A 23,827-nucleotide genomic window follows, 5' to 3' on the forward strand; every position below is an offset into this window, starting at 1 on the left:
GGCGGCTGGTCGCCTGGCCACTGACCGCCAGCCGGGCGGGCCCGTTCCGCACGGATCACGGCCGCCGACCGCACTTCCCTTACCGGGCAGCCCCGTTGGGCGCCGACGCGCGGAAACAGGCTGCCGTCGGGTGTGCGGGGTGCGCCCGGGCCCCCGGCAGCCTCAGCTCCGTGCGGTGCCGTCGCCCCGCGGCCCGGTCTGGTAGATGTCGGGGATGCCGTCCGCGTCGTCGTCCCGTTCCTCCTCCTCGCACAGGCGCTTGTAGACGCGGTTGCGGCGGCGCAGGAGAACGGCGGCCAGGGTCGCGGCGGTCAGGGAGCCGATGAGTACAGCGGCCTTGACGTGCTCGGCCTCCGCCGGGTCCGGGAAGGCCAGTTCGCCGATGAGCAGGGCGACCGTGAAGCCGATGCCGGCCAGGGTGGCCAGGCCGAACACGTCCGCCCAGGCGAGGTCGGGGTTGAGCTGCGCCCGGGTGAAGCGTGCGGCGAGGTAGGTGCCGATGAAGATGCCGAGGATCTTGCCCACGACGAGGCCGACGAGCACGGCGAGCGGCTCGGGGTCGCTGAAGACGTGGACCAGGGCGCCGCCGGAGATGCCGACGCCTGCGGCGAAGAGGGCGAACAGCGGCACCGCGACGCCCGCCGAGAAGGGGTGGACACGGTGGGCGACCCGCGCCGCCGGAGAGACGTCCTCCCCCTCGTCGCGGGTGGTCCGCAGGATGAGGCCCATGGCGACGCCGGCGACGGTGGCGTGGACGCCGGAGTTGTACATCAGCGCCCAGGTCGCCACCCCGAGGGGGACGTACCACCACCAGCCGCGGACGCGGAAGCGCTGGAGGACGTGGAAGAGGACGAGCCCGGCGCACGCGCCGCCGAGCGCCCAGAAGTTGAGGCCGGAGGTGAAGAAGACCGCGATGATGAGGATGGCGCCGAGGTCGTCGACGACGGCCAGGGTCAGCAGGAACGCCCTCAGTGCGGACGGCAGATGGGTGCTGAGGACGGCGAGGACCGCGAGCGCGAAGGCGATGTCGGTGGCCATCGGGACGGCCCATCCTTCGAGCCTCCCGCCGCCCACGGAGACGGTGAGGAGGTACAGCGCCGCCGGTACCGCCATGCCGCAGACGGCGGCGATGACGGGAAGGGCCGCGGTGGCCGGTGTGCGCAGTTCCCCGACGACCAGTTCGCGCTTGAGCTCGATGCCGGCGACGAGGAAGAACACGGCGAGCAGCCCGTCGGCGGTCCAGTGCCCGACGGACAGGTCGAGGCCCAGGGCAGGGATGCCGAAGTGGAGGTCGCGCAGGGTCTCGTACGTCTCGCTCCAGGGGCTGTTCGCCCAGACGAGCGCGACGACGGCGGCGGCGAGGAGGACGAGACCGCCGACGGTCTCGGTCCGGAGCGCCTCGGAGACGGCCTGCCGCTCCGGCCACGGCAGGACGCCGAGGAGGGGGTCGCGCCGGCGGGTCTGTGTCATGGGAATGGGCCTCCGGGGCGTTGGGCGGACGGGCGTACGGTCCCTCGGACGCCGACCAGACCTCCCGGCACACCGGCGTCACTTCGACGCGTCGATCACACCCTACTGATCCTGCCGCCTTCCCATCGCAGGGGCAGGCTTCCCACCTGCCGGAACACGGAATCGGGCCCGTCCCCACCCGGGTGTGAGGTGGGAACGGGCCCCCGTGGGCCCTCCCCCGCGGGCCGGCCGCGGGAGAGGTGGTGGTCAGGCGGTGGTCTTCACCTGCTCCTGGTCGGTGTCGTCCTCCGGGGCGATACCCGCGTCGCGCTTCTTCACGTAGGCGAGGAAGGTGTTCAGCTCCCGCTTGACGACGGGGGCGAGGAGGTACAGGCCGATGATGTTGATGACGGCAAGGGTGAACAGCACCGCGTCGGCCATGTCGATCAGCGTCTGGAGCGTGAGCAGCGAGCCGGCGACCGCGAAGACGGTGTAGACGACCTTGTAGGCGAGCTCGCTCAACCTGCTGCGGCCGAAGAGGTACGTCCACGCCTTGAGGCCGTAGTAGCCCCAGGTGAGCACGGTGGAGATGGCGAACAGCATCACCGCGACGGTGAGGACGTACGGGAACCAGGGCAGCACGGTGGCGAAGGCGTCGGAGGTGATCGTGACACCGCCGATGGACGTGTCCGAGCGGGCCTCCGTCAAGCTGGCCGGATTGGCGATGACGATGGTCAGCGCGGTCATCGTGCAGATGACGACGGTGTCGATGAACGGCTCCAGCAGGGCGACCAGGCCCTCGCTCGCGGGCTGCTTGGTCTTGACCGCGGAGTGCGCGATCGGCGCGGAGCCGAGCCCCGCCTCGTTGGAGAACGCCGCCCGCTTGAAGCCGATGATCAGCGCGCCGAGCACACCGCCGGCGACACCCTGCGGGCTGAAGGCGCCCTCGATGATCTCGGAGACGGCGGCGGGCACGGCGGTGACGTTCACCAGGATGACGGTCAGGCAGGCGGCGATGTAGATGCCCGCCATGGCGGGGACGAGCCTGCTGGTGACGTTGGCGATGGAGCGGAGGCCGCCGAGGAGCACGATGCCGACGATCGCGGCGATCAGGATGCCGAAGAACAGGGCGCCCGTGGAGGAGCCCATGAGGCCGTCCTCGCCGCCGGTGACGGAGACGAGCTGCGCGTAGGACTGGTTGACCTGGAAGAGGTTGCCGCCGAAGAGCCCGAAGAACAGGATCATGAAGGAGGCGAGGACCGCGAGGACCTTGCCGAGGGTCTTGCCGTTCTTGCCGAAGCGCTCGGCGAGCCCCTTGGGCAGGTAGTGCATCGGGCCGCCGGAAACGGTGCCGTCGGCGTGCACCTCGCGGTACTTCACACCGAGCGTGACCTCGACGAACTTGGTGGCCATGCCGAGCAGGCCGCACAGGATCATCCAGAACGTCGCGCCCGGGCCGCCCAACGTCACGGCGACGGCCACACCGGCGATGTTGCCGAGGCCGACCGTGCCGGAGACCGCGGCGGTCAGGGCCTGGAAGTGGTTGACCTCACCGGCCGACCCCTTCTCGTCGTACTTGCCTCTCACGACAGCGACGGCGAGACGGAACTTGCGGATCTGTACGAGCCCGAACCAGCCGGAGAAGACCAGTCCGGCGACGACGAGCCAGGCGACGATGAGGGGCAGGTCCGTTCCGCCGACGGGAACGGCGTAGAAGACGATCTCTCCGAGCCACGTGGCTATGGGCTCGAAGAATCCGCTGACGGCCTCGTCGACGGACTGCGTGATGGAGTCGAGTGACACGGTGAATACCTCGTGACGCAGGGCCGGCGCGGGGACTGCGCCGGTAGGTGTGCGGTCTTGGAGCGAACGCCGTCGTCCGATCGGCGAACCGTGGTGTTCCCGGTCCGTGGACTCGGACCGTGATCACACCGGACGTACTCGCCGGCGTCGTGCCGGCCACCGCGCAGGAGGCAAGGGGTCATGCCACCTGCGGAGTTGCGCATTCCTACCACGGGACACCGCCACGTCGAGTGACGCACCTCACATGACGTACGGTGACGCACGAAAGTCCCAGCAAGCGTGATGCGACCGTTATCCGGACGCCCATTTTCATTCATCGGGCACTTATTTCTGCAGGTCAGCACTGTCTTCCGGAGTCACTGGTGTCGGGGGCGGTGCGCGTACGCCGGCGATCGCGCAGGCTCCGATGCCACGGCCCCGGACGGGACGGAAGCGTCGCCGGTGACGCGCCGGACGCCGCCGCGGTCACATCAGCGGCGCCGCCGATCGGCCCGCAACCCGACGTCGCCGTAGCTGTTGTCGACCGGGTTGACCGCGAGCCCGGGGCGACGATCCCGTCGATGGCGTCGAGTACCGCGGAGGACAGGGTGATGTCGGCGGCACGAATCGAACTGGCTACCGGCGCCACGAGGCGAGCTCGAGCTGACCATCCGCGCCTACGAGCGCCACGGCCGCGCAGACCGGCAGCGACAGACCGTCCGCCGTCTCGCCGCGCAGGAACGAAGCCGATCCTCAGCGATCACGATGACGCCTCGGCCCCGGAGGGCACCCCTCCGAGCAGGGCAAACACCCTGGTGACCGGTGACTGGCCCCGACGTCCCCGCTCCTGCCCGGCGATCCGCGAGGTACGGTGGTGGAAAGCCCCCAAAGGAGGGCAATTCGATGCCGTGGTTCGTATGGCTGCTCGCCGCCGCGGCACTGGGCGTCGCGGAATTCTTCACCCTGACCCTGGTCCTGGGGCTGCTGGCCGGTGCCGCACTGGTCGCCGCCGTGGTCGCGGGCGTGGGCATCGGCCTTCTCGGCCAGCTCATAGCCCTCGCGGCGGCAACAGCAGCGGGCCTCGTCCTCGTTCGCCCCCTCGCGCTGCGGCAGATGGCCCAGCAACCCGTCACGCACGAGGGCAGCGACGCGCTGATCGGCAGGCGGGCCGAGGTCATGCAGGAGGTCACCGCGACCCACGGGCTGATCAAGCTCTCCGGCGAGGAATGGTCCGCCCGCGCCCTCGACGAGAGCCTCGTGATCCCGGTGGGAGCGCTGGTGGACGTGATGGAGATCGACGGAGCCATGGCCGTGGTCTACCCCCGCGAACTCCTTCCGTGAGCGGCTGAACGCACAGCAACGGAGGCATTGTGGATCCGATTGTCATCCTCATTCTTGTTGCGGCCGTGGTGGTCGTCTTCCTCGTGGCCTCCACCGTGCGGATCGTCCCGCAGGCGCGCCGCTACAACATCGAGCGGTTCGGCCGGTACCGCAGAACCATGCAACCCGGCCTGAACCTGGTTGTGCCGGTGGCGGACCGCATCAACTCAAAACTCGACGTACGCGAGCAGGTCTACTCCTCCGAGCCCAAGCCGGTGATCACCGAGGACAACCTCGTGGTGAACATCGACACCGTGCTCTACTACCAGATCACCGACCCACGATCGGCGGCCTACGAGGTCGCCGACTATCTGCACGCGATCGACCAGCTCACCGTGACCACGCTGAGGAACGTCATCGGCAGCATGGATCTGGAGGGGACGCTCACCTCGCGTGAGGAGATCAACGCCCGGCTCCGTGCTGTCCTCGACGACGCCACCGGCAAGTGGGGCATCCGGGTCAACCGTGTCGAGATCAAGGCCATCGATCCACCGCACACCATCAAGGAAGCGATGGAGAAGCAGATGCGGGCCGAGCGTGACAAGCGCGCGGCCATCCTGCACGCCGAAGGGGAGCGACAGGCCAAGATCCTCACCGCGGAAGGCACGAAGCAGAAGGACATCCTGGAAGCTCAGGGCACGCAGCAAGCCATGATCCTGCGGGCCGACGGCGAGGCCAAGGCGGTGGAGCTCGTCTTCCAGGCCGTCCACCACAACAACGCCGACCCCAAGGTCCTGGCCTACAAGTACCTCGAGACGCTCCCGCACCTGGCGAGCAGCGACAACAACACGTTCTGGGTGATTCCCGGGGAGCTGACCGAGGCGGTCCGGACCGTCACCAGCGCGTTCGGTGATCAGTCGGCAGCGGATCCTGCCCCCTCTGCGCAGCCCGAAGAAGCAGCCGACAAGGCTCTCGGCACGTCGGGCGAGGACCGTGCTCCGAAGCGCGGCGCGGCTTCCACGGTGTCGCTCGATACCGCCAGGGCCACGGTCGAAGCCGAGAAGCAGGCCGCCGCCGCGGTGAGCGACGCCAAGGCGGAAGCCGAAGCCGCGAAGTCGGCCCAGACGCCTCGACGCGGGCCCACCGGCGACTGAACACCGTCGGACCGTGAGCCCCTCGTCACGGGAGCCGGCAGACCCTCGGATTCTGCGTGGTCGTCCGCTGTGCAGCGTTCAGCCTTGGCGGCCTCTGTCCGGTGGTGCGCAACCGCGCCTCCCTCTCCAGGTCTCCCTGGACACCCGGGAGGCTGCGGCGGTGCGCGGGACCCCGGAACCGGTCGCGCTCTGCCTCGGGACCGACTTTCGAATGCCCCGGGAAGGCGGGCGCCAGATCTCCGGGTCAGCCGATCCGACCCAGCCTGCGTCCGCTGAATCCGCGTGGTCTCCGAGCGAAGTGTTGCGGTCGCGGCCCTACGCAGAGCGGCTCCCCCTCAGGAGAGGGGGAGCCGCTCCCTGCTCGATGTTGCGGGGCTGATCCGAGGGGCGAGGAGATCACGCGTGTCGTCGGTTGCCCGAGATCAGTCGGTAGAGGGCCAGCAAGATCATGGAGCCGACGACGGCCGCGACCCAGGTGGATATCTCGAAGAAGCCGTCGATGGAGTCGATGCCGAAGATGACCTTGCCGAGCCATCCACCGAGCAGACCGCCCGCGATTCCGATGAGGATCGTGACGATGATGCCGCCCGGGTCCTTGCCCGGCATCAGCACTTTGGCGATGATCCCTGCGAACAGCCCGATGAAGATCCACGCGATGACGCCCATGATGTACTCCTGCCAGCGAAGATAAAGCCTGCGTTAGCATCCCGTCTGTTCCCTCAGGGCACTTCCAAACCTGGCCTCGAACTTTCTTGACGAGCTGTCGCATTCCTGGCGGTCCGTGTTCGCTTGTCGCAGACTCGTCCGTCGTATCGTGCGATCGCCTCGCACACGTGTACGGCAACGCGACAGATCATCCGGACCGGGTGCGCCGGTATCCCCTCGGACATGAGCGGCGAGGAGTGGATGGTGGTACGGCCACTGTTGCCCACTCCGGCCCGGCTGGAGGGCCGGGCCGGACCGGGCAGCCCGAAGGGTACTGCCACCGGCAGATGTTGGACGCGATCCACTCTCTCGTGGCGGGCGGGATCTCCTGGCGGTCGCCGCCCGTGGACTTCCCCGGCTGGGACCGCGTCTGCGCCTCGTGGGTGAGCGAGGACGTGCGGGACCTGCCGGCCGCACGCGAGGCGTCGCCAGCGGGAACCAATGCGGCGGCGGTGACCTGCGAGAAGACCGGAGAGGTGTTCCAGGGTGCGGCTGAACCGATCGATGGCGGACGAGTGGGCAAGCACGAAGACTCCTGGCGGACTGGTGATCTTGGTCGTGAACCCGTCCGCCAGGAGCCTTCCTCATGCCCGTCACCAGGGACGCCAACCTGACCACCCGTCAGGCCGTAAGGGGTTCACCATCTCCAGGACCAGCCAAACCCGCTGGTCACAGCCACGACTTGGAGTCTCCACCGAACCCGGAACGAGTCTCGATCACGCAACATCCCTGGCCAGGGCACCCGCCAGGGTGTGAAGATCCTTCTCGCACAAATGATCTTTGGATGGAGATTCGATGACGGGCATCCGCTTCAAGAAGAAGGCAGCCGCCTTCGCTACGTCCTTTGCGGCCGTCGCGGCTGTGATGGCGACCGCCGGTCCGGCGCATGCGGCGGAGTTCAAGGTCACCGACAACTGTGACGTGCCGTGGATCACTTGCTCGTACGGTGATCTGTGGCTCTTCTACAACACGAAGCAATTCGCCGTCCAGGACGGCTACATCAAGTCGGCGTTCACGACCTTCTACAGCAACGTGTCCGACCACTCGGGTACGAGCCAGTACCAGGGATCGTCACTGACGACCTATCGGTACGTCTTCGGCAACGGTGGCAACGGCAACGGCGCGTACATGAAGAACAACGTGGGGTCCGTGCAGAACTGCGCCCGAGATGACAACTACCGCGTGTACTACAACTCCGGCTACGGCGGCGCATCGCAGTACTTCGCGAAGAACGGGCCCTACGGAGACTGCAACCTCACCGACCTGATCTCCGCCCTGCACAACAACAACGCCTCCTCCCACTTCGCGTAAGAAGGGACCTCCGTGAAGCACACCAAGCGGATAGCCACCGCAGTAGCCCTGACCGCTTCGATGTTCCTGGTCAGCGCCTGCTCCTCCGACACGGCCCCGGACACCACGCAGAACGTGGCGGACGGCAGAACGATCGTGAACAAGGAGAACTGGCCCGAGAAGACCCCCACCAGTGGCCTGACCAAGAATCTGACCCTTCCGCTGGAGGCGTACATGGCCTCCTACGAGGACCAGGTGGCCGTCGAGCAGGCCGCCAACGATCTCCAGCAGTCCTGCATGAAGGACTACGGCATCGACCTGACGCTGCCACGAGCGGGCGCCAACCCGCCTCCCAGCGACAACGACGCCAACATCGAGCGCCGTTACGGCATCACCGACCGGGCCGAGGCCGAAAGGTACGGCTACCAGCTCTCCCCGGCACTGCAGGAGCACACCGAGCAGCCCCTGCGCGATCTGTCCGGTGTCGAGGTCGAGGTCCTGACCGGCCACACCAAGCCCGAACCGCCGCAGGCCCCCCAGGGAGTCAAGGCTGGAGAGCCGTTCGCCGGCCCTGGCCAGGGAACCAGGCCGGCTCGAGCCGAGCACAACGGGAAGAAGTTGAAGACGGGCGGCTGTATCGGCTGGTCCAAGGATCAACTCGGTGTGAAGGAAGCCGACCCGATCATCGTGGCACAGCTCTCCGGCGACAGCCTGATGCAGTCGATGAAGGATGACGAAGTCATCAAGGTCATCGCTGCGTGGTCTTCGTGCATGGACGGCAAGGGACACGCGGGACTTGCGGATCCGTACAAGGCGATGGACCAGGGTGTCACCAACGATGGGAAGCCGTCGCAGGAGTCCATCGCTCTGGCGGTCGACGACATCGACTGCAAGGAGCAGACGGATCTGGTGAAGATCTGGTCCGACGTGGAATCTGCGATCCAGGACAAGCAGATCGCCGACAACAAGAGCCGGCTGACCGGGATCAAGAAGCAGCGCGGCATCGAGATCGCTGCCGCGCGTCAGCAGATGGCGGCCTCCTCCCGGTGAAGACTGATGGCGTTGCGCCCGGACCGTTCATGGTCCGGGCGCTGTCCCTGATGGCGGTGTGTGTGCTGGCCGCCGGGTGTACGGACGATGCCGCTGACAGGGCCTCCGAGTCGCGGCGGCCGGTGACTTTGAGCGCGGAGGAGAGCAGTCCGAAGGTGCGTCCATCGCCTGTGGCTTCGGTGCACTCCGAGGGCCGTACGCGCGTCCTGGAGTACGGAGATCTGGTCGTGCGTGCCACGCCGGAAAGCAACGGGGTACGAACCGAGATCGCGGTAGCCAATACCTACGAGCGCGATGCGACGTACTCGGTGCAGATCAGCATCGCCGACGGTGAGGGCTGGACCGCGTACAACCACTTCTGGCTTCAGGATGTCCCTCCGGGAGAAACCGGGCGGGAGGGCGCTGTGATCGGTTCGAAAGACATGGGTCCCCCTCCGAAGGTTCCGAAGATCTACGTCGACGAGTTCGATCACCTCGTCGACAAGAAGTAGAAGAGGGAACACTGCACGGCGGCGTCCCGTGCGAAGGATCCGTCGGACGATCCGAAGGTGTCCATCGATCTCGGCGGTAAGATCAACACCACTACGGTCGTGAACCCGTCCGAATTCGAGAGCGCCAAGCTGGACGTCCGCTGCGACTCCCAGGTCTCCAACGCGGGTACCGGCTGTGTGTTCTCCGGCTACAAGCCGACGTATGTCATGAACTCCAAAAAGTTCCCCGGGGCCGCGGCACACATCGACTTGATGTGGCGCAAGACCAACATCAAGTGGGGTCAGCACAACAGCGGCAACAGCGGCAAGCCGCTCACCTACCTCGGCAACAAGAAGGTACCCGGCAGTACCCGCCTCCAGAAGACCGTCAACCGGGAGAAGCTCTGCACGAAAAGCTCCACGAACTTCATCGAATACGACGTTCCGGGAGACCCCTACCAGGGCACTGGGCTCTTCAGTGACCTGTGGACCGCCGATTCGGGAACCGCGAAGACGGACTCCATCACCTGCGACGAGTTCTCCTTCGCCAACTCCTTCCAGAGCGGCGGCAACATGACTGGCCCGAATCCAGTCAGTACCAATGGCAGCGAGTGTGTGCAGACTTACCTCAAGCGCAACTCCGACGGCACCATGAGTCTTCACCTGCGGCCTGACTACCCGGACCCGGTCTGGAACGAGCCCTGCGGCCGGTCCAGCATGTCGAGGTGGCAGAACACCCAATCCATGCAGCCCTTCGGCGGATTCATCCGTGAACAGCGGCTGATGGAAGACGACGACTACTGGGTCGACCTCGACGGGTTTACCCCCTGACAGACCCCACACGGGGAAGGCCCCTACGGGAACCTTCGGTTCAAGGGTCCTCGCAACACCACTTGGTCTCAGGTGGTGAGGAGAACACGTAGACGCTCGGCTGGGGTATCCCAGCCGAGCGTCTTGCGTGGGCGGCCGTCGAGTTCCCGGGCGACGTGCTCGAGGTCTTCGGGACTGTGGGACCTCAGGCCGGTGCCCTTGGGGAAGTACCGGCGCAGGAGTCCGTTCGTGTTCTTGTTCGAGGCGCGTTGCCAGGGCGAGGCGGGGTCGCACTCCGCCGATCCCGCAAGATCATCACGTTCGACGGCCACGGCCCTCGCGACTCCCACAGATCACGGGTGTCACGAGGACCGTCAGAACCAAAGAACATCTGTGGGGGCCTTCCCCTTGTGCCTCATTGGAGAGTGACGCAGCCATCTTGGATCCGCTGACTGGTTTCCTCCGGACCAAGGATTCGCTCCAGATCCTCGAGAACCGATGCGAAGAATTCCGAAAGATCCGGGAAGAGATCCATGGTCTCCACGTCGCCGTCACTCCACTGCCCCACCGAACCGGTCTCCGCGTCGACGAAGAAGCCATACATCTCACCACACGCATAAGGCTCGGCGGCGAAAGGAATCCACTCCTTCCTCCAATAGCCCTCATCCTCGCTCGGACCAGGCATCATCTGATGATGCAGCCGCTCGATACTCGACAGAGGCAGCAGCGCCCATCCGCCGACGAGGAACTCGCCTTCCGGGCAGGAACCCGTCAGGCCGTTCGACCCATCGAGCCGGGTGACGGTCCCGTTGTTGACCTTCAGATAGGCGCGCAGATCCTCCGGGAACCGAACCCCTGTCTTCTCCTCGACAGCGGCGATCTCCTCCTCGCCCGCCACATCCCCCAGAGCACGGTGACTGACCGGGGCATACTCACGCAGCCAGGACACAACACGCTGCCACGACTCACCTATGTCACTCGGCACGCAGACCTCCATCAAAAATCTACTGTTCACGCTGGGACATTCGCGCGGCAGGGAGGATCCTGCCCCTGCGTCCCAAGCAAATTCCAGCGCAACGGCCAGTTCACGGCCACACCGCACCCTCCGCTGCCCATGCTGACATGGCCAGGAATGCAGGTAGGAGCCCGTGTCGTCGGGGTCTGTCAAACGAGCTTTACAGTCCCACGCCCGCAACCGCCTCGCCCACCGTGCCCCCCTCGACAGCCCTCGGCTTCACTCTCTCATCGAGGAACTGTGTTACTGACCAAAAGGCACCGGTTGCGACACCACCGCATCCGTTTCGCAGCCAGAACGCCGTCGACTGCGAGTCGACGACCGTCGCGGCGTCTGCACTATCGACAAGGGAGAGCTGTTGATGTCGGGGCCTACGGCGCCTGACTCCTGCAGCAGAAGGGCCCGACTCCGTGGAGTCGGCCCTTCCGGCCTGCCCGCTCGCTTGCAGCAGCGGCAGCGGTCGGACGTTGAAGCAGCCGGTTCTGCCACTCGATCATCCCCCCAATCACTCTGTCGGTGATGGTCGGGATGATGGACTTCGAGACCTCGGCGCCACACACTTCAGCCAGGTACGCAACAATAACGCCATATACTGGGCCCTTCACCGACAGCTACAAGACCATCTCGTCGATGTCGCCCAGACGCCGCTGCCGCTTCTCGGCCAGCATCGGCTCGAACATGCCGGCCTGGTCCCGGGGAAACGGTGACCTCCACCGGCCCGGCCTCGGTGTCCACCGTCTTGGCCGGATACCGTTGTGGGAGTCCTCCGGCCGCCCTCGGCCTGCTAGCCGTGTTCATGGACCACGCGATCCAGTGCACGGCGCCGATTCCGGCCTGATGCGAGCAAGCCGGACTACGCGTGAGGGCCGGGCGCGCGCGTGCCCACCCCATCCGTCGTCGTACGTCAGGAAACGGGGAACCAAGCCGACAGGCGCTTGGCAATGGCCGGTACATCGATGTTGTCCTGCGCGACTTCCTCGACGAACGGGCCGGCCACGGAGACGGGTGGCGGGGCGGTACTGGCGCTGACGCCGTTGAACCGCAGGAAGACACGTATGGCGAGCCAGGCGGTGCGCTTGTTGCCGTCGATCAGGGCGTGATTTCGGGCAACGGAGTGCAGCAGTGCCGCCGCCTTCTCGTGCAGCGTGGGATACAGCTCGGCTCCGAACACGTTGGTCCGGGGCCGTTCGATCGCTGACACCAGAAGTCCCATGTCACGCACGCTGTGGTCGGTACCGTTGACCGTGCGAGCGATGGCAAGGATCTCGTCGAGCTGGACGTAGCGCACTTCGGTCACTTCAGGTAGTCCAGGATCTCCCCATCGCTGTCCATGAGCTCGGCCAGGACATCGTCGACCTTCAGCTCGGCCCGGTCCTGGGCGTCGCGGATGGCCTCGACAGCGATTTCCTGCTTGCTTCGGCCCTCTCGACGAGCACGCTCAGTGAGCTTCGCATCAAGATCGTCGGGGAGTCGGAGTGTCATCGCCATACACTCATGATACCTGACTGGTATCTGGGTGGCGAGGTGATACCAGCCGCTCAAGACCTCGGATCACGGCGCCACGTTCTGCCGCTTGGACTGGCGCACGCTGGGCTCCAGGGAGCCGGGGACCGGGACGGCAGCTCGCGCCGCTTCCATGAGGAGTTCCTCGCCCTCCATGCCGACAGTCCGGTCCGCACGGCCCCAGCCGGGGAGGTCCGGGAGGTCAGGACTCTCGCTTCGAGCGTCATCCGAGCGTCAAGAATTTCCGAACGAGGCCCTGAAGGCGTCGCCGATACCAGCGCCTCCCCCATGAATTCGCAGGTCAGGCCCCCTCAAGGGGCGATCCGTCCACTCGACCCGCTGCACGGAGGAAAACAGGTCGAGCGACCCACGCGAACCACGAACCCGCAGGTCAGGCGCCCTTGCCAGCAGGCTCCAGAATGGCCACGCACTCAACGTGCGCAGTCATCGGGAAGAGGTCGAACGCCCGCAGCGTCCGCACCTTGTACCCGCCCTCCGCGAAGTACGCGATGTCCCGGGCCAGCGCCGCCGGGTCGCAGGCGACGTACGCGATGCGGCGGGCGCCCAGCGCGACGAGCTGCTTGACCGTGGCCTTGCCCGCGCCCGCGCGGGGCGGGTCCAGGACGATCAGGTCGCACTCGGTGATGCCCGTGCGCGGGAGGACCTGGTCGACCTTGCCGTGTTCGATGCGGACCCGTTCCAGGTCCTTGAGGTTGTGCCGGGCGTCCTCGACCGCGCGCTTGCCGGACTCGATGCCCAGCACCGCGCCCTTCTCGCCGATCCGCTGGCCGATGGCGCCGGCGAACAGACCGACGCCGCAGTAGAGGTCGAGCGCGGTGTCGTTCTTGCGGGGCAGCAGGCCCTGCATGACGGCACGGACCAGCGTGTCCGCCGCCTGCGGGTGGACCTGCCAGAAGCCGCCCGAGCCGACGCGGTACGTCCGGTCGTCGGCGCGCTCGCGGACGAAGGCGCGGCCGTGGACGCGGTGGACGCCGCCGTCCTTCTCCTCGACGCGGAGCACCGAGACCGGCTTGTCCAGCTCGACCAGCGGGAGCCGGCCACCCTCACGGGGCGTGAGGATGACCTGGCGGTCGTGGGAGCCGGTGGCGGAGATCGCCTCCACCGTGGCCATCTGCGGCCAGTCCTGCTTCTCGACGCCGAGCTCCGAGACGCCCGGGGCGGCGATCATGCAGTGGTCGATCGGCTGGACCTCGTGCGAGCGGTGCTTGCGCAGTCCGACCAGGCCGTCCGCGTCGATGGCGTACTGGACCCGGGTGCGCCAGGCGGGCACCTGGCCCGGCGGCAGCTTGTCGCCCTCGGCGGGCATGACCGTGCCGTCCCAGCCGGCCTCCTCGGGCGTGAGGCCCGCGAGGCGCTGGAGCTGCTCGGCGATCACTTCGCCCTTGAGACGGCGCTGGGCGCCCGGCTTGGCGTGCTGCCAGTCACAGCCGCCGCACTTGCCGGGGCCGGCGTACGGGCAGGGCGCCTCGACCCGGTCCTTGGACGCGTCGATGACGGTGATCGCGTCGGCCCGCAGGAAGCGCGAGTCGCTCTCCCCCTCGGTGACCCGGGCCACGACCTTCTCGCCGGGGAGGGTGTGGCGCACGAAGAGCACCTGTCCCTCGTCCGTACGGGCGATGCAGTGGCCCCCGTGGGCGACGGGGCCGACCTCGACCTCGTACTCCCGACCGATCAGAGACTCCCCGGCCTGCGACGACGTGGATTCGTTCTGCATGAGGGGGTGGCTCCAGAGATCAGGAAACGAGGAAGCAGCCGGACGGTGGCCGGATGGCGGCCCGGCGGCGGCCGGACAACAGCCCACCAGTCTACGTGGGCGGAAGCCGGCCGCTCACCACGGGCGCAGCGCGGAGTCAGCGCTTGTTGCCGGTCCGGTGGCCGGCATCCTTGTGGTGGCGCCGTTCCACCGGACCGCGGCGGACCGATCCCGGGGCGGTCCAGTCCGCGCGCCTCCTGGCGCGCACCTTCGCGGCCTCGGAGGACTCCAGCTGGTAGGGCACCGAGGTCACCATCACGCCCGGGGTGAAGAGAAGCCTGCCCTTGAGCCGCAGCGCGCTCTGGTTGTGCAGCAGGTGCTCGTACCAGTGGCCGACCACGTACTCGGGGATGTAGACGCTGATCACGTCGCGCGGGCGGTCCTTGCGCAGGCCCTTGACGTACTCGATGACCGGCCGGGTGACCTCACGGTAGGGCGAGTCGAGGATCTTCAGCGGGATGTCGATGCCCCGCCGCTCCCAGTCGTCCCGGAGCGCCTTGGTCTCCTCCGGGTCGACTCTGATGGACAGCGCCTCAAGCTGGTCGGAGCGCACCAGCTTGGCGTACGCGAGGGCGCGCAGCGTGGGCCGGTGCAGCTTGGAGACCAGGACGATCGAGTGGACCCGCGAGGGGCGGACGGAGTCGTCGGAGGGGGTGTCGGCCGCGGCGATCTCCTCCGCGACCCGGTCGTAGTGCTTGCGGATCGCGGTCATCGTGCCGAAGAAGATCACCATGCCGAGCAGCGCGACCCAGGCGCCGTGGGTGAATTTGGTGGCGAGGACCACGACGAGCACCAGGCCGGTGAAGAACGCGCCGAAGGTGTTGATCGCCCGTGAGCGGACCATGTGCCGCCGTGCCACCGGGTCCTTCTCGGTGCGCAGATGACGGTTCCAGTGCCGCACCATGCCGGTCTGGCTGAGCGTGAAGGAGACGAAGACGCCGACGATGTAGAGCTGGATGAGCCGGGTCGAGTCGGCCCCGTAGATCCAGACGAGCAGGATGGCGGCCCCGGCCAGCAGCACGATGCCGTTGGAGAAGGCCAGGCGGTCGCCGCGGGTGTGCAGCTGACGCGGCAGGTAGCGGTCCTGGGCGAGGATCGATCCGAGCAGCGGGAAGCCGTTGTAAGCGGTGTTGGCGGCGAGGAAGAGCACGAGCGCGGTGGCCGCGGCCAGGAAGACGAAGAGGAACGTGCCCTCGCCGAAGACCGCCGCGGCGACCTGCGAGATCACCGGGTCCTGGACGAAGCCCGCGCCGACCGCCGCACCGTTGTGGATGAGGTCCTTCGCCGGGTTCTCGGCCATCTTCACGTCGGTGGCCATGGCGAGGCCGATGATGCCGCAGAACATGGTGACGGCCAGCAGGCCCATGGCCGCGAGCGTGGTCGCGGCGTTCTTGCTCTTCGGCTTCCGGAACGCGGGGACGCCGTTGCTGATGGCCTCGACGCCGGTGAGTGCCGCACAGCCGGAGGAGAAGGCGCGCAGCAGCAGGAAGACGAGGGCGAAGCCGGCGAGCCCCTGGTGCTCGGGCTTGATCTCGTAGTCCGAGGTGGGCGCGTGCATGGTGTCGCCGAGGGCGAGTCCGCGGAAGGCACCCCAGAGGATCATCACGAAGACGCCGACGACGAAGAGGTACGTCGGGATCGCGAAGAGCTTGCCGGACTCCTTGACGCCGCGCAGGTTCATCAGCGTCAGCAGCACGATGGCGCCGATGGCGCAGGGAGTCTTGTGCTCGACGACGAACGGAATGGCGGAGCCGAGGTTCTCCACTCCGGAGGCGATCGACACGGCGACGGTCAGGACGTAGTCGACGAGGAGCGCGCTGGCGACGGTCAGCCCGGCCTTGGGGCCCAGGTTCGTGGTGGCGACCTCGTAGTCGCCGCCGCCGCTCGGGTACGCGCGCACGTTCTGCCGGTACGAGGCGACGACGGTGAACATCAGGACCACGACCGCGACCGCGATCCACGGGCTGAAGTGGTACGCCGACACGCCCGCGATGGACAGCACGAGGAGGACTTCTCCGGGTGCGTACGCAACGGAGGACAGAGGGTCGGATGCGAAGACGGGGAGCGCGATGCGCTTGGGGAGGAGCGTTTCCCCCAGCTTGTCGCTGCGCAGCGCCCGGCCGATCAGGATCCGTTTGGGCACGTCGGTCAGTTTGGACACGGTGAGGATCGTAAGCGCTGGCGGGACACGCCGCCGAAGCACCACCCCCTCGGTGTTCGGAGAACCTTCTGAATCACCCGCCCTCACCGGAAAAGTCCATGGAATCCTTAACGAAATCCTTGCGTTTCGGAGGGGTGGCCTCCGGGGTGGCGGGGGCCGGCCCGGCCCTCGCTCGGGCGGTCGCTTTGCTCATCGGCCCGGGGCGTACGCACACTCGGATGAGGCGGTGCGGTAGCGGCCGCATAAGCTCTTCCCCGGGCAACGCCGAAGGTGGTTGCCCCGTTGTTTGCCCCGCAGGCTGAGAGAGAAGTGTGAGCAGGGTGTTTTCGCAGGTCATCCGGACGACCAGGACGGCGAGGTAGGCGCACGGTGCACATCGTCATCATGGGCTGCGGGCGTGTCGGAGCCGCTCTCGCGCAGACCCTGGAGCAGCAGGGGCACACGGTCGCCGTGATCGACCAGGACCCCACGGCGTTCCGCCGTCTCGGTTCCGGGTTCGGCGGCCGGCGGGTCAGCGGGGTCGGTTTCGACCAGGACACCCTGCGCGAGGCGGGGATCGAGGAGGCGGGAGCCTTCGCGGCCGTCAGCAGCGGAGACAACTCCAACATCATCGCGGCCCGGGTGGCGCGCGAGATGTTCGGCATCGAGAACGTCGCGGCGCGCATCTACGACCCCCGGCGGGCCGAGGTCTACCAGCGCCTGGGCATCCCCACGGTCGCCACGGTCCGCTGGACTGCGGACCAGATGCTGCGGCGGCTGCTGCCGTCGGGCGCCGAGCCGCTGTGGCGCGACCCGAGCGGCGGTGTGCAGCTCGCCGAGGTGCACACGACGCCGTCGTGGATCGGGCACAAGATCAGCACACTGCAGGAGGAGACGGGCGTCCGCGTGGCCTTCCTCACCCGGTTGGGTGAGGCCATACTGCCCACGTCGCAGACCGTTCTGCAGGAGGGCGACCTGGTCCACGTGATGATGCGTACGGACGAGATCGCGAAGGTCGAGGAGGCCTTTGCCGAAGGTCCCGAGGAGGGCGGTCACTGATGCGCGTGGCTATTGCCGGGGCCGGCGCGGTGGGCCGTTCCATCGCGGCCGAGCTCCTGGAGAACGGGCACGAAGTGCTGCTGATCGACAAGGCGCCGACCGCCATCTCGGTGGAGCGGGTCCCGATGGCCGAGTGGCTCCTCGCGGACGCCTGCGAGATCACGTCGCTCGACGAGGCGGCGCTCCAGCGGTGCAACGTCGTGATCGCCTCGACGGGTGACGACAAGGTCAACCTCGTCGTCTCGCTGCTGGCGAAGACGGAGTACGGCGTCCCGAGGGTCGTGGCCCGGGTGAACAACCCGAAGAACGAGTGGCTGTTCAACGAGTCCTGGGGCGTCGACGTCGCGGTCTCCACGCCGCGCCTGATGTCCGCCCTGGTCGAGGAGGCGGTGAGCGTCGGCGATCTGGTCCGGCTGCTGCGCTTCAGCCACGGCGACGCCAACCTGGTCGAGCTCACGCTGCCGCCGGAGTCGGCGCTGGCCGGGATCCGGGTGAGCGACGTGGACTGGCCGGAGGACACCTCCCTGGTCACGATCATCCGCGGTACGCGTGTGCTGACGCCGAGTCTCGAGGAGACCCTGGAAGCCGGTGACGAACTGCTGTTCGTGGCCGCCCAGGCGCGCGAGGAACAGCTGGAGGACCTGCTGTCGGTCCGCCGGGAGCCGGTCGAGGACTGAGTCCGTGCACGCGTGGGGCCCCGGACCTTTCCGGTCCGGGGCCCCACGCGTGTGTGCGTCGTCGTGCGTCAGATCTCGTGGTTGCGGACCTCCGCGGCCTGCGCGCTCTGCGCCGCCTTCCGCTCCTTCTCGGCCTGCTCCTCCGCCTCCATCTCGGCGAAGACGTCGATGGGCGGCGGCGCCTTGGCGAGGAAGACCCAGGTCAGATAGACCGCGAGCAGGAACGGCGGGATCTTGAGCGCGACCAGGACCCAGCCGAGCTGGGCGGTGTCGGCCCACCAGTACAGCGGGAAGAGGATCGCGCACTTGGCGAGCAGGATCAGGCCCCAGGCGTAGCTGGCCTTGGCGTACGCCTTCTTACGGCCCGGGTTCCTGGTGCGCCAGGAGAGGTTCTCCTTGAAGACCGGCCCGAGGATCAGCCCGATCAGCGGCACCCCGGCCATCGTGGTGACGAGGTAGGCGAAGGCCAGTCCGAGCGTGTAGATCATGCCCGGCAGGTAGAAGTCCTTGGCGTTGCCCGTCATCTTCGCGAAGAGCACGCCGAAGGCCACGCCGAAGACGCCGCTGAAGGCGTGCTTGACGGTGTCCTTGCGGATCAGCCGCACGACGACGAGCAGCAGGGAGACCGCCAGGGCGGCGATCGCCGAGGCCGTCAGGTTCTTGTTGATGGTGAAGATCGTGACGAAGAGCAGCCCGGGCAGGACTGTCTCCACCATGCCGCGCACGCCGCCGAAGGCCTCGAAGAGCGCGGCTTCCGTGACCGCCTTCGCGTCGGCGTCCTGCTGGTCGGTGCGGTGGGGCTGGTCCGTATCGGACGTCGGCTTGTCGAGAGACGTCACCGGCTACTCCTTGCCGAGCGGTCGGAGTTCGTATTTGGGGTTGAACAGCACCCGGCGCCCGTGGCTCATGGCAACGCGGCCCGACGCGATGAGCTTGCGTCCCGGTTCGATGCCGACGATGGAACGCCGGCCGAGCCAGACCACGTCGAGGGGCGCGGTGCCGTCGAAGAGCTCCGCCTCCAGGGCGGGCACTCCGGCACGCGGTCGCAGGGTGACGGTCCGCAAGGTACCAGTGACCTTGACGATCTGGCGGTCCGAGCACTCGGAGATCCGGGTGCAGCCCGAGGCGTGCGTGTCCTCCTGCAGCTCCTCGGACTCGAGGTCCTCCTGGGAGCTGGACAGCCGGTCGAGCATGCGGCGGAAGCGGCCGGACGGCCTCTCCGCCCTGCCGGACTTCTCGGATCGGGGAACAGCGCTCATACCCGAAGGGTACCGGTCCCCTGTGGTAGGGGCGGGCCCGCACAGAGATCACCCGGACGGGTGACTCCTGATCACTCCGGGACGGCTCGTCCCCGCTCGAAGCGGTATCCCATCCCGGGCTCGGTCACGAAGTGCCGGGGGTGCGAGGGGTCCGTCTCCAGCTTGCGGCGCAGCTGCGCCATGTAGACGCGCAGGTAGTTCGTCTCGGTGCCGTACGAGGGACCCCAGACCTCCTGGAGCAGCTGCTTCTGGCTGACGAGCCGGCCTGCGTTACGGACGAGGACCTCGAGCAGGTGCCACTCGGTGGGGGTCAGCCGCACGTCGCGGCCCTCACGGTGGACCTTCTTCGCGGCGAGGTCGACGGTGAAGCCCTCGGTCTCGACGACCACCAGGTCGTCGCCGCCGTCCTGGCCGACCGGTTCCGCCCGGCGCACGGCGGCGCGCAGCCGCGCCAGCAGCTCGTCCATGCCGAACGGCTTGGTGACGTAGTCGTCGGCCCCGGCGTCGAGCGCCTCGACCTTCTCGTCCGAGGTCTGACGGGCGGAGAGCACGAGGATCGGCACCCGGGTCCAGCCGCGCAGTCCCCTGATCACCTCGACGCCGTCCATGTCCGGCAGGCCGAGGTCGAGGACGACGACGTCAGGGTGGCGTGCCGCCGCCAGCTGCAGGGCGGTGGCCCCGTCGGGCGCCGAGTCCACCTCGTACCTGCGCGCCTTCAGGTTGATCACGAGGGCGCGCACGATCTGCGGCTCGTCGTCGACCACGAGGACCCGGGTCATCGCGGACCTGCCTTTCCGGAATACGTGTACGGGGCGGGGGTGCGCCCCGGGGATCTCATGAGGTGACGTGTACGGGAGGACGCGGGCCGGCCCGCACCTGTCCCGGCGCGGCCGTGAGGGTGAGGACCATGGTGAGCCCGCCGCCGGGGGTGTCCTCGGCGTCCAGGGTGCCGCCCATGGACTCGACGAAACCGCGGGCGACGGCGAGCCCGAGGCCGACCCCTGCGCCGCGCGGGGCGTCACCGTAGCGCTGGAAGGGCTCGAAGATGCGTTCCTTGGCCTCGTCGGGGACCCCGCGGCCGCGGTCGGCGACCCGGAGCTCCACGCGCTCGCCGAGGGTGCTGGCGGCGACGGCGACGCGTTCCCGGCCGGGGCTGTACTTGACGGCGTTCTCGACGATGTTGGCGACGGCCCGCTCCAGCAGTCCGGGGTCGACGGCGACCATGGGCAGCGTCTCGGGGATGTCCAGGTCGACGCTGCCCTCCGGGACGCCGCCGAGCGCCATCGGGACGACCTCGTCGAGGTCGATCTCGCGGATCAGCGGGGTGACGGTGCCGGTCTGCAGGCGCGACATGTCGAGGAGGTTGCCGACCAGGTGGTCCAGGCGGTCGGCGCCGTCCTCGATGGCCGCGAGGAACTCCGCCTCGTCCGCGTCGGACCAGGAGACGTCATCGGCGCGCAGGGAGCTCACGGCAGCCTTGATGGCCGCCAGCGGGGTGCGCAGGTCGTGACTGACGGCGGCGAGCAGCGCGGTCCTGATCCGGTTGCCCTCGGCCAGCCGCCGGGACGCCTCCGCCTCCCCGACCAGACGCTGCCGGTCGAGCACCACGGCCGCCTGGGCGGCGAAGGCGCCGAGGACCCTTCGGTCCTCGGCCGGCAGTACGCGCCCGGAGAGCGCCAGCGCCATGTGGTCGCCGACGGGCATGTCCACGTCCGCGTCGTAGGGCCGGTCCACGGGCGCGGGGCCGACGGAGCCGGCGCAGGTCCACGGCTCGACGTCGCTCTGCCGCTCCAGGAGGGCGACGGATTCCATGCCGAAGGTCTCGCGGACCCGGTCCAGCAGGGCATCCAGCGCCGTCTCGCCCCGCAGGACGCTCCCGGCGAGGGCGGAGAGGGTCTCCGACTCGGCGCGCAGCCGGGCGGCCTGGTGGGTGCGGCGCGCCGCCAGGTCGACGACGGAGGCGACCGCGACCGCCACCGCGAAGAAGATCACGATGGCGACGAAGTTCTCCGGGTCCTGCACGGTCAGGGTGTGGGTGGGCGGGGTGAACCAGTAGTTCAGGAGCAGGCAGCCCGCTGCGGCCGAGGCCAGTGCGGGCGCCAGTCCGCCCAGCAGTGCGGCGGCCACCGTCAGGAAGAGGAAGAGCAGGACGTCGTTGGCGAGGCCGGGTCCGTTCTCCATGCCGTGCAGGAGCAGGGTCAGGAGTGCCGGCCCCCCGACGCCGGCCAGCCAGCCCGAGATGATCCGGGTGCGGCTGAGCCGCGCACCGCGCGCGATGGGCAGCCCGCGTCCCTTGGCGACCTCTTCGTGCGTGACGATGTGCACGTCGAGGTCGGGTCCGGACTCCCGGGCGACGGTGGCCCCCACCCCGGGGCCGTAGATGTACTGCCAGGTCTTGCGGCGGCTGGACCCGAGGACGATCTGGGTGGCGTTGACGCCCCGGGCGAACGCGAGGAGCGCGGAGGGTATGTCGTCGCCGATGACGTGGTGGAAGGTGCCCCCGAGGTCCTCGACCAGGGTGCGCTGCACCGCGAGCTCCTTGGGTGAGGCGGAGGTCAGTCCGTCGCTGCGGGCGATGTAGACCGCGAGGATCTCGCTGCCCGAGCCCTTCGCGCTCATCCGTGAGGCGCGGCGGATGAGCGTACGGCCCTCGGGTCCGCCGGTCAGTCCGACGACGATGCGCTCGCGGGCCTGCCAGGGCGCGCTGATGTCGTGCTCACCGCGGTACTGCTGGAGGTACTCGTCGACCCGGTCGGCGACCCAGAGGAGAGCAAGTTCGCGCAGGGCGGTGAGGTTGCCGGGGCGGAAGTAGTTGGACAGGGCCGCGTCGACCTTGTCGGACTGGTAGACGTTCCCGTGGGCCATGCGTCGGCGCAGCGCCTGAGGCGACATGTCGACGAGCTCGATCTGGTCGGCCCGGCGGGCGACCTCGTCGGGGATGGTCTCCTGCTGCCGCACTCCGGTTATCGACTCGACGACGTCGCCGAGGGACTCCAGGTGCTGGATGTTGACGGTGGACACCACGGCGATGCCGGCCTTGAGGAGTTCCTCGACGTCCTGCCAGCGCTTGGCGTTGCGGGAGCCCGGCACATTGGTGTGGGCCAGCTCGTCCACGAGCGCCACGGCCGGGGCCCGCTCCAGGACGGCGTCGACGTCCATCTCGGAGAAGACGGCCGAGCGGTGTTCGATGTCGCGCCGGCGGATCTGCTCCAGGCCGTGCAGCAGCACCTCGGTGCGCGGCCGGTCATGGTGCTCCACGAACGCGACGACGCAGTCCGTGCCCCGTTCCACCCGGCGGTGAGCCTCCGACAGCATGGCGTACGTCTTGCCGACGCCGGGTGCCGCACCCAGGTAGATCCGAAGCTTGCCGCGTGCCATGGCCCCATTGTCTTCTCCGAAACCGGCTGCCGCCGATACGGGAGCCGCTGTCGAACCTACCCCGAGAAATTCCGGCATATGGGGCCGGGGCCGGGCGAGGGGTCCGTATTGACGGGATTCTGATGCGGCCGGGCGCCGCCCCGGCGCAGGACGCGCCCGGCGGGGCCGTCCGCACGTGCTCCGCCGATGTGGGGGTCCGCACGTGTGCGGAGGCGGCCGTCGGCACGCTCTCCGCCGTCACGGCCGTCTACCCGTGTTCGACGATGTGCCCGTCGCTGAGCTCCAGGACACGGTCGGCGAAGCCGAGCAACTGGGGGTCGTGGGTGGCGACGAGGACGGTGACGCCCTCGCTGCGCACGACGGCCCGCAGCAGGTGCATGACCGCGAGCCCCGTCTCCGCGTCGAGCTGCCCGGTGGGCTCGTCGGCGATCAGGAGGGCGGGCCGGTTGGCGAGGGCCCGGGCGATGGCGACACGCTGCTGCTGGCCGCCGGAGAGCTCTCCGGGGCGCTGCTGGGCGTGATCGCCGAGCCCGACCAGGGAGAGCAGCAGCGCCACCCGCTCCTCGCGCTCGTGAGCGTCCGTCCTGCGCAGCCGCATGGGTACGCCGACGTTCTCCGCGGCGGTCAGGATCGGGATCAGGCCGAAGGACTGGAAGATGAATCCGATCCGGTCCCTGCGCAGCTCCAGCAGCCCGTCCTCGCCGAGCTCCGAGAGGTCGGTGCCGCCGACGGTGATGCGCCCGCCGTCCGGTGCGTCGAGGCCGCCGACGAGGTTGAGCAGCGTGGTCTTGCCCGATCCGGAGCGGCCCTTGAGGGCGACGAGCTCCCCGCGCGGGATCTCGAAGGAGACGCCGCGCAGGGCGTGCACGGCCGCGGCACCGGTCCCGTACGAGCGGTGCAGATCCTCGATCCGCACCATCGGTCCGTCGGCCGGGCCGCCCTCGGCCAGGGCCGTGCCGGTCCGTCCTTCGGTGCTCCGTGTCATCGCTCTC

General features: G+C 68.4%; 21 protein-coding genes and 2 pseudogenes. 8 read left to right on the forward strand and 15 right to left on the reverse strand.

What is annotated here, in order from left to right; all coding sequences use genetic code 11:
* Window positions 1-162: 162 nt before the first annotated feature.
* Complete coding sequence (nhaA, locus tag B9S57_RS26535) at window positions 163-1,470, reverse strand: Na+/H+ antiporter NhaA (RefSeq protein ID WP_103759735.1); 1,308 nt, start codon at window positions 1,468-1,470, stop codon at window positions 163-165.
* Window positions 1,471-1,716: 246 nt separating this feature from the next.
* A complete protein-coding gene (locus B9S57_RS26540; protein ID WP_103759736.1) occupies window positions 1,717-3,252 on the reverse strand; it encodes a sodium:alanine symporter family protein in 1,536 nt (511 codons plus the stop codon).
* Between the two features lie 882 nt (window positions 3,253-4,134).
* Between B9S57_RS26540 and B9S57_RS26550 the strand changes: the two genes are divergently transcribed.
* Entirely contained in the window at window positions 4,135-4,572 is a 438-nt protein-coding gene (locus B9S57_RS26550) for an NfeD family protein (RefSeq protein ID WP_103759737.1), read from the forward strand.
* A gap of 29 nt (window positions 4,573-4,601) precedes the next feature.
* Entirely contained in the window at window positions 4,602-5,705 is a 1,104-nt protein-coding gene (locus tag B9S57_RS26555) for an SPFH domain-containing protein (protein WP_103759738.1), read from the forward strand.
* 396 nt (window positions 5,706-6,101) lie between these two features.
* Here the strand turns inward: B9S57_RS26555 and B9S57_RS26560 are convergent, their stop codons facing one another.
* Window positions 6,102-6,371: a GlsB/YeaQ/YmgE family stress response membrane protein gene (locus B9S57_RS26560; RefSeq protein WP_103759739.1), complete on the reverse strand. Its 270-nt coding sequence runs from the start codon at window positions 6,369-6,371 to the stop codon at window positions 6,102-6,104.
* An 834-nt stretch (window positions 6,372-7,205) separates the two neighbouring features.
* Between B9S57_RS26560 and B9S57_RS26575 the strand changes: the two genes are divergently transcribed.
* The 4 genes from B9S57_RS26575 to B9S57_RS26590 are packed head-to-tail and all read left to right on the forward strand — an operon-like array spanning window position 7,206 to window position 10,051.
* Window positions 7,206-7,721 carry a hypothetical protein gene (locus tag B9S57_RS26575; RefSeq protein WP_103759740.1) on the forward strand — a complete coding sequence of 172 codons (516 nt, stop codon included), beginning with the start codon at window positions 7,206-7,208 and terminating at the stop codon, window positions 7,719-7,721.
* A gap of 12 nt (window positions 7,722-7,733) precedes the next feature.
* Window positions 7,734-8,750: a hypothetical protein gene (locus B9S57_RS26580; protein WP_103759741.1), complete on the forward strand. Its 1,017-nt coding sequence runs from the start codon at window positions 7,734-7,736 to the stop codon at window positions 8,748-8,750.
* Window positions 8,747-9,241, forward strand: a complete 495-nt coding sequence (locus B9S57_RS34255) for a hypothetical protein (protein WP_146057814.1) — start codon at window positions 8,747-8,749, stop codon at window positions 9,239-9,241. The genes B9S57_RS26580 and B9S57_RS34255 overlap by 4 nt, the downstream gene beginning before the upstream one ends.
* A 57-nt stretch (window positions 9,242-9,298) precedes the next feature.
* A complete protein-coding gene (locus B9S57_RS26590; RefSeq protein WP_103759743.1) occupies window positions 9,299-10,051 on the forward strand; it encodes a hypothetical protein in 753 nt (250 codons plus the stop codon).
* A gap of 68 nt (window positions 10,052-10,119) precedes the next feature.
* Here B9S57_RS26590 and B9S57_RS26595 read toward each other — a convergent pair.
* From B9S57_RS26595 to B9S57_RS26625, 7 genes and pseudogenes are all read right to left on the reverse strand, one after another.
* Window positions 10,120-10,323, reverse strand: a pseudogene (locus tag B9S57_RS26595) (transposase); the annotation flags it as partial.
* Window positions 10,324-10,445: 122 nt separating this feature from the next.
* Window positions 10,446-11,015 carry an SMI1/KNR4 family protein gene (locus tag B9S57_RS26600; protein ID WP_258036625.1) on the reverse strand — a complete coding sequence of 190 codons (570 nt, stop codon included), beginning with the start codon at window positions 11,013-11,015 and terminating at the stop codon, window positions 10,446-10,448.
* 401 nt (window positions 11,016-11,416) lie between these two features.
* Window positions 11,417-11,794, reverse strand: a pseudogene (locus tag B9S57_RS36510) (transposase).
* 155 nt (window positions 11,795-11,949) lie between these two features.
* Window positions 11,950-12,342 (reverse strand): type II toxin-antitoxin system death-on-curing family toxin, encoded by a 393-nt coding sequence (locus B9S57_RS26610; protein WP_103759744.1) that lies wholly within the window; start codon window positions 12,340-12,342, stop codon window positions 11,950-11,952.
* Entirely contained in the window at window positions 12,339-12,533 is a 195-nt protein-coding gene (locus tag B9S57_RS26615; RefSeq protein WP_103759745.1) for a ribbon-helix-helix protein, CopG family, read from the reverse strand. Before B9S57_RS26615 ends, B9S57_RS26610 begins: the two co-directional genes overlap by 4 nt.
* Before the next feature lie 406 nt (window positions 12,534-12,939).
* Window positions 12,940-14,283: a class I SAM-dependent RNA methyltransferase gene (locus B9S57_RS26620; protein WP_103759746.1), complete on the reverse strand. Its 1,344-nt coding sequence runs from the start codon at window positions 14,281-14,283 to the stop codon at window positions 12,940-12,942.
* A 136-nt stretch (window positions 14,284-14,419) separates the two neighbouring features.
* Complete coding sequence (locus B9S57_RS26625) at window positions 14,420-16,483, reverse strand: APC family permease (protein ID WP_103759747.1); 2,064 nt, start codon at window positions 16,481-16,483, stop codon at window positions 14,420-14,422.
* A gap of 369 nt (window positions 16,484-16,852) precedes the next feature.
* Between B9S57_RS26625 and B9S57_RS26630 the strand changes: the two genes are divergently transcribed.
* On the forward strand, window positions 16,853-17,521 hold the full coding sequence (locus B9S57_RS26630) for a TrkA family potassium uptake protein (protein ID WP_014153600.1): 669 nt from the start codon (window positions 16,853-16,855) through the stop codon (window positions 17,519-17,521).
* Window positions 17,521-18,198 carry a TrkA family potassium uptake protein gene (locus tag B9S57_RS26635; protein ID WP_103759748.1) on the forward strand — a complete coding sequence of 226 codons (678 nt, stop codon included), beginning with the start codon at window positions 17,521-17,523 and terminating at the stop codon, window positions 18,196-18,198. Before B9S57_RS26630 ends, B9S57_RS26635 begins: the two co-directional genes overlap by 1 nt.
* A 68-nt stretch (window positions 18,199-18,266) precedes the next feature.
* Here the strand turns inward: B9S57_RS26635 and B9S57_RS26640 are convergent, their stop codons facing one another.
* The 5 genes from B9S57_RS26640 to B9S57_RS26660 all read right to left on the reverse strand — a co-directional run bounded on the left by B9S57_RS26640 (window position 18,267) and on the right by B9S57_RS26660 (window position 23,820).
* Entirely contained in the window at window positions 18,267-19,037 is a 771-nt protein-coding gene (locus B9S57_RS26640; protein WP_103759749.1) for a DUF3159 domain-containing protein, read from the reverse strand.
* A 3-nt stretch (window positions 19,038-19,040) separates the two neighbouring features.
* Window positions 19,041-19,457, reverse strand: a complete 417-nt coding sequence (locus B9S57_RS26645) for an OB-fold nucleic acid binding domain-containing protein (protein WP_181011475.1) — start codon at window positions 19,455-19,457, stop codon at window positions 19,041-19,043.
* A 71-nt stretch (window positions 19,458-19,528) separates the two neighbouring features.
* Window positions 19,529-20,236, reverse strand: coding sequence for a response regulator (locus tag B9S57_RS26650; RefSeq protein ID WP_103759751.1), 708 nt, complete (start codon window positions 20,234-20,236; stop codon window positions 19,529-19,531).
* 55 nt (window positions 20,237-20,291) lie between these two features.
* Window positions 20,292-22,835 (reverse strand): sensor histidine kinase KdpD, encoded by a 2,544-nt coding sequence (locus tag B9S57_RS26655; protein ID WP_103759752.1) that lies wholly within the window; start codon window positions 22,833-22,835, stop codon window positions 20,292-20,294.
* A gap of 247 nt (window positions 22,836-23,082) precedes the next feature.
* The gene (locus B9S57_RS26660) at window positions 23,083-23,820 is read right to left on the reverse strand and encodes an ABC transporter ATP-binding protein (protein WP_103759753.1); all 738 of its coding nucleotides are present in this window, start codon (window positions 23,818-23,820) and stop codon (window positions 23,083-23,085) included.
* Window positions 23,821-23,827: the final 7 nt, after the last annotated feature.

Source organism: Streptomyces sp. SM10 (assembly GCF_002910915.1).
Lineage (GTDB): Bacteria > Actinomycetota > Actinomycetes > Streptomycetales > Streptomycetaceae > Streptomyces.

What these genes read in the sequence shown, in the direction of transcription:
- nhaA (WP_103759735.1), bottom strand. Translation starts at nt 1,470, where the DNA reads ATGACACAGACCCGCCGGCGCGACCCCCTCCTCGGCGTCCTGCCGTGG.
- B9S57_RS26550 (WP_103759737.1), top strand. Translation starts at nt 4,135, where the DNA reads ATGCCGTGGTTCGTATGGCTGCTCGCCGCCGCGGCACTGGGCGTCGCG.
- B9S57_RS26560 (WP_103759739.1), bottom strand. Translation starts at nt 6,371, where the DNA reads ATGGGCGTCATCGCGTGGATCTTCATCGGGCTGTTCGCAGGGATCATC.
- B9S57_RS26575 (WP_103759740.1), top strand. Translation starts at nt 7,206, where the DNA reads ATGACGGGCATCCGCTTCAAGAAGAAGGCAGCCGCCTTCGCTACGTCC.
- B9S57_RS26615 (WP_103759745.1), bottom strand. Translation starts at nt 12,533, where the DNA reads ATGGCGATGACACTCCGACTCCCCGACGATCTTGATGCGAAGCTCACT.
- B9S57_RS26620 (WP_103759746.1), bottom strand. Translation starts at nt 14,283, where the DNA reads ATGCAGAACGAATCCACGTCGTCGCAGGCCGGGGAGTCTCTGATCGGT.
- B9S57_RS26635 (WP_103759748.1), top strand. Translation starts at nt 17,521, where the DNA reads ATGCGCGTGGCTATTGCCGGGGCCGGCGCGGTGGGCCGTTCCATCGCG.
- B9S57_RS26645 (WP_181011475.1), bottom strand. Translation starts at nt 19,457, where the DNA reads ATGAGCGCTGTTCCCCGATCCGAGAAGTCCGGCAGGGCGGAGAGGCCG.
- B9S57_RS26650 (WP_103759751.1), bottom strand. Translation starts at nt 20,236, where the DNA reads ATGACCCGGGTCCTCGTGGTCGACGACGAGCCGCAGATCGTGCGCGCC.
- B9S57_RS26655 (WP_103759752.1), bottom strand. Translation starts at nt 22,835, where the DNA reads ATGGCACGCGGCAAGCTTCGGATCTACCTGGGTGCGGCACCCGGCGTC.
- B9S57_RS26660 (WP_103759753.1), bottom strand. Translation starts at nt 23,820, where the DNA reads ATGACACGGAGCACCGAAGGACGGACCGGCACGGCCCTGGCCGAGGGC.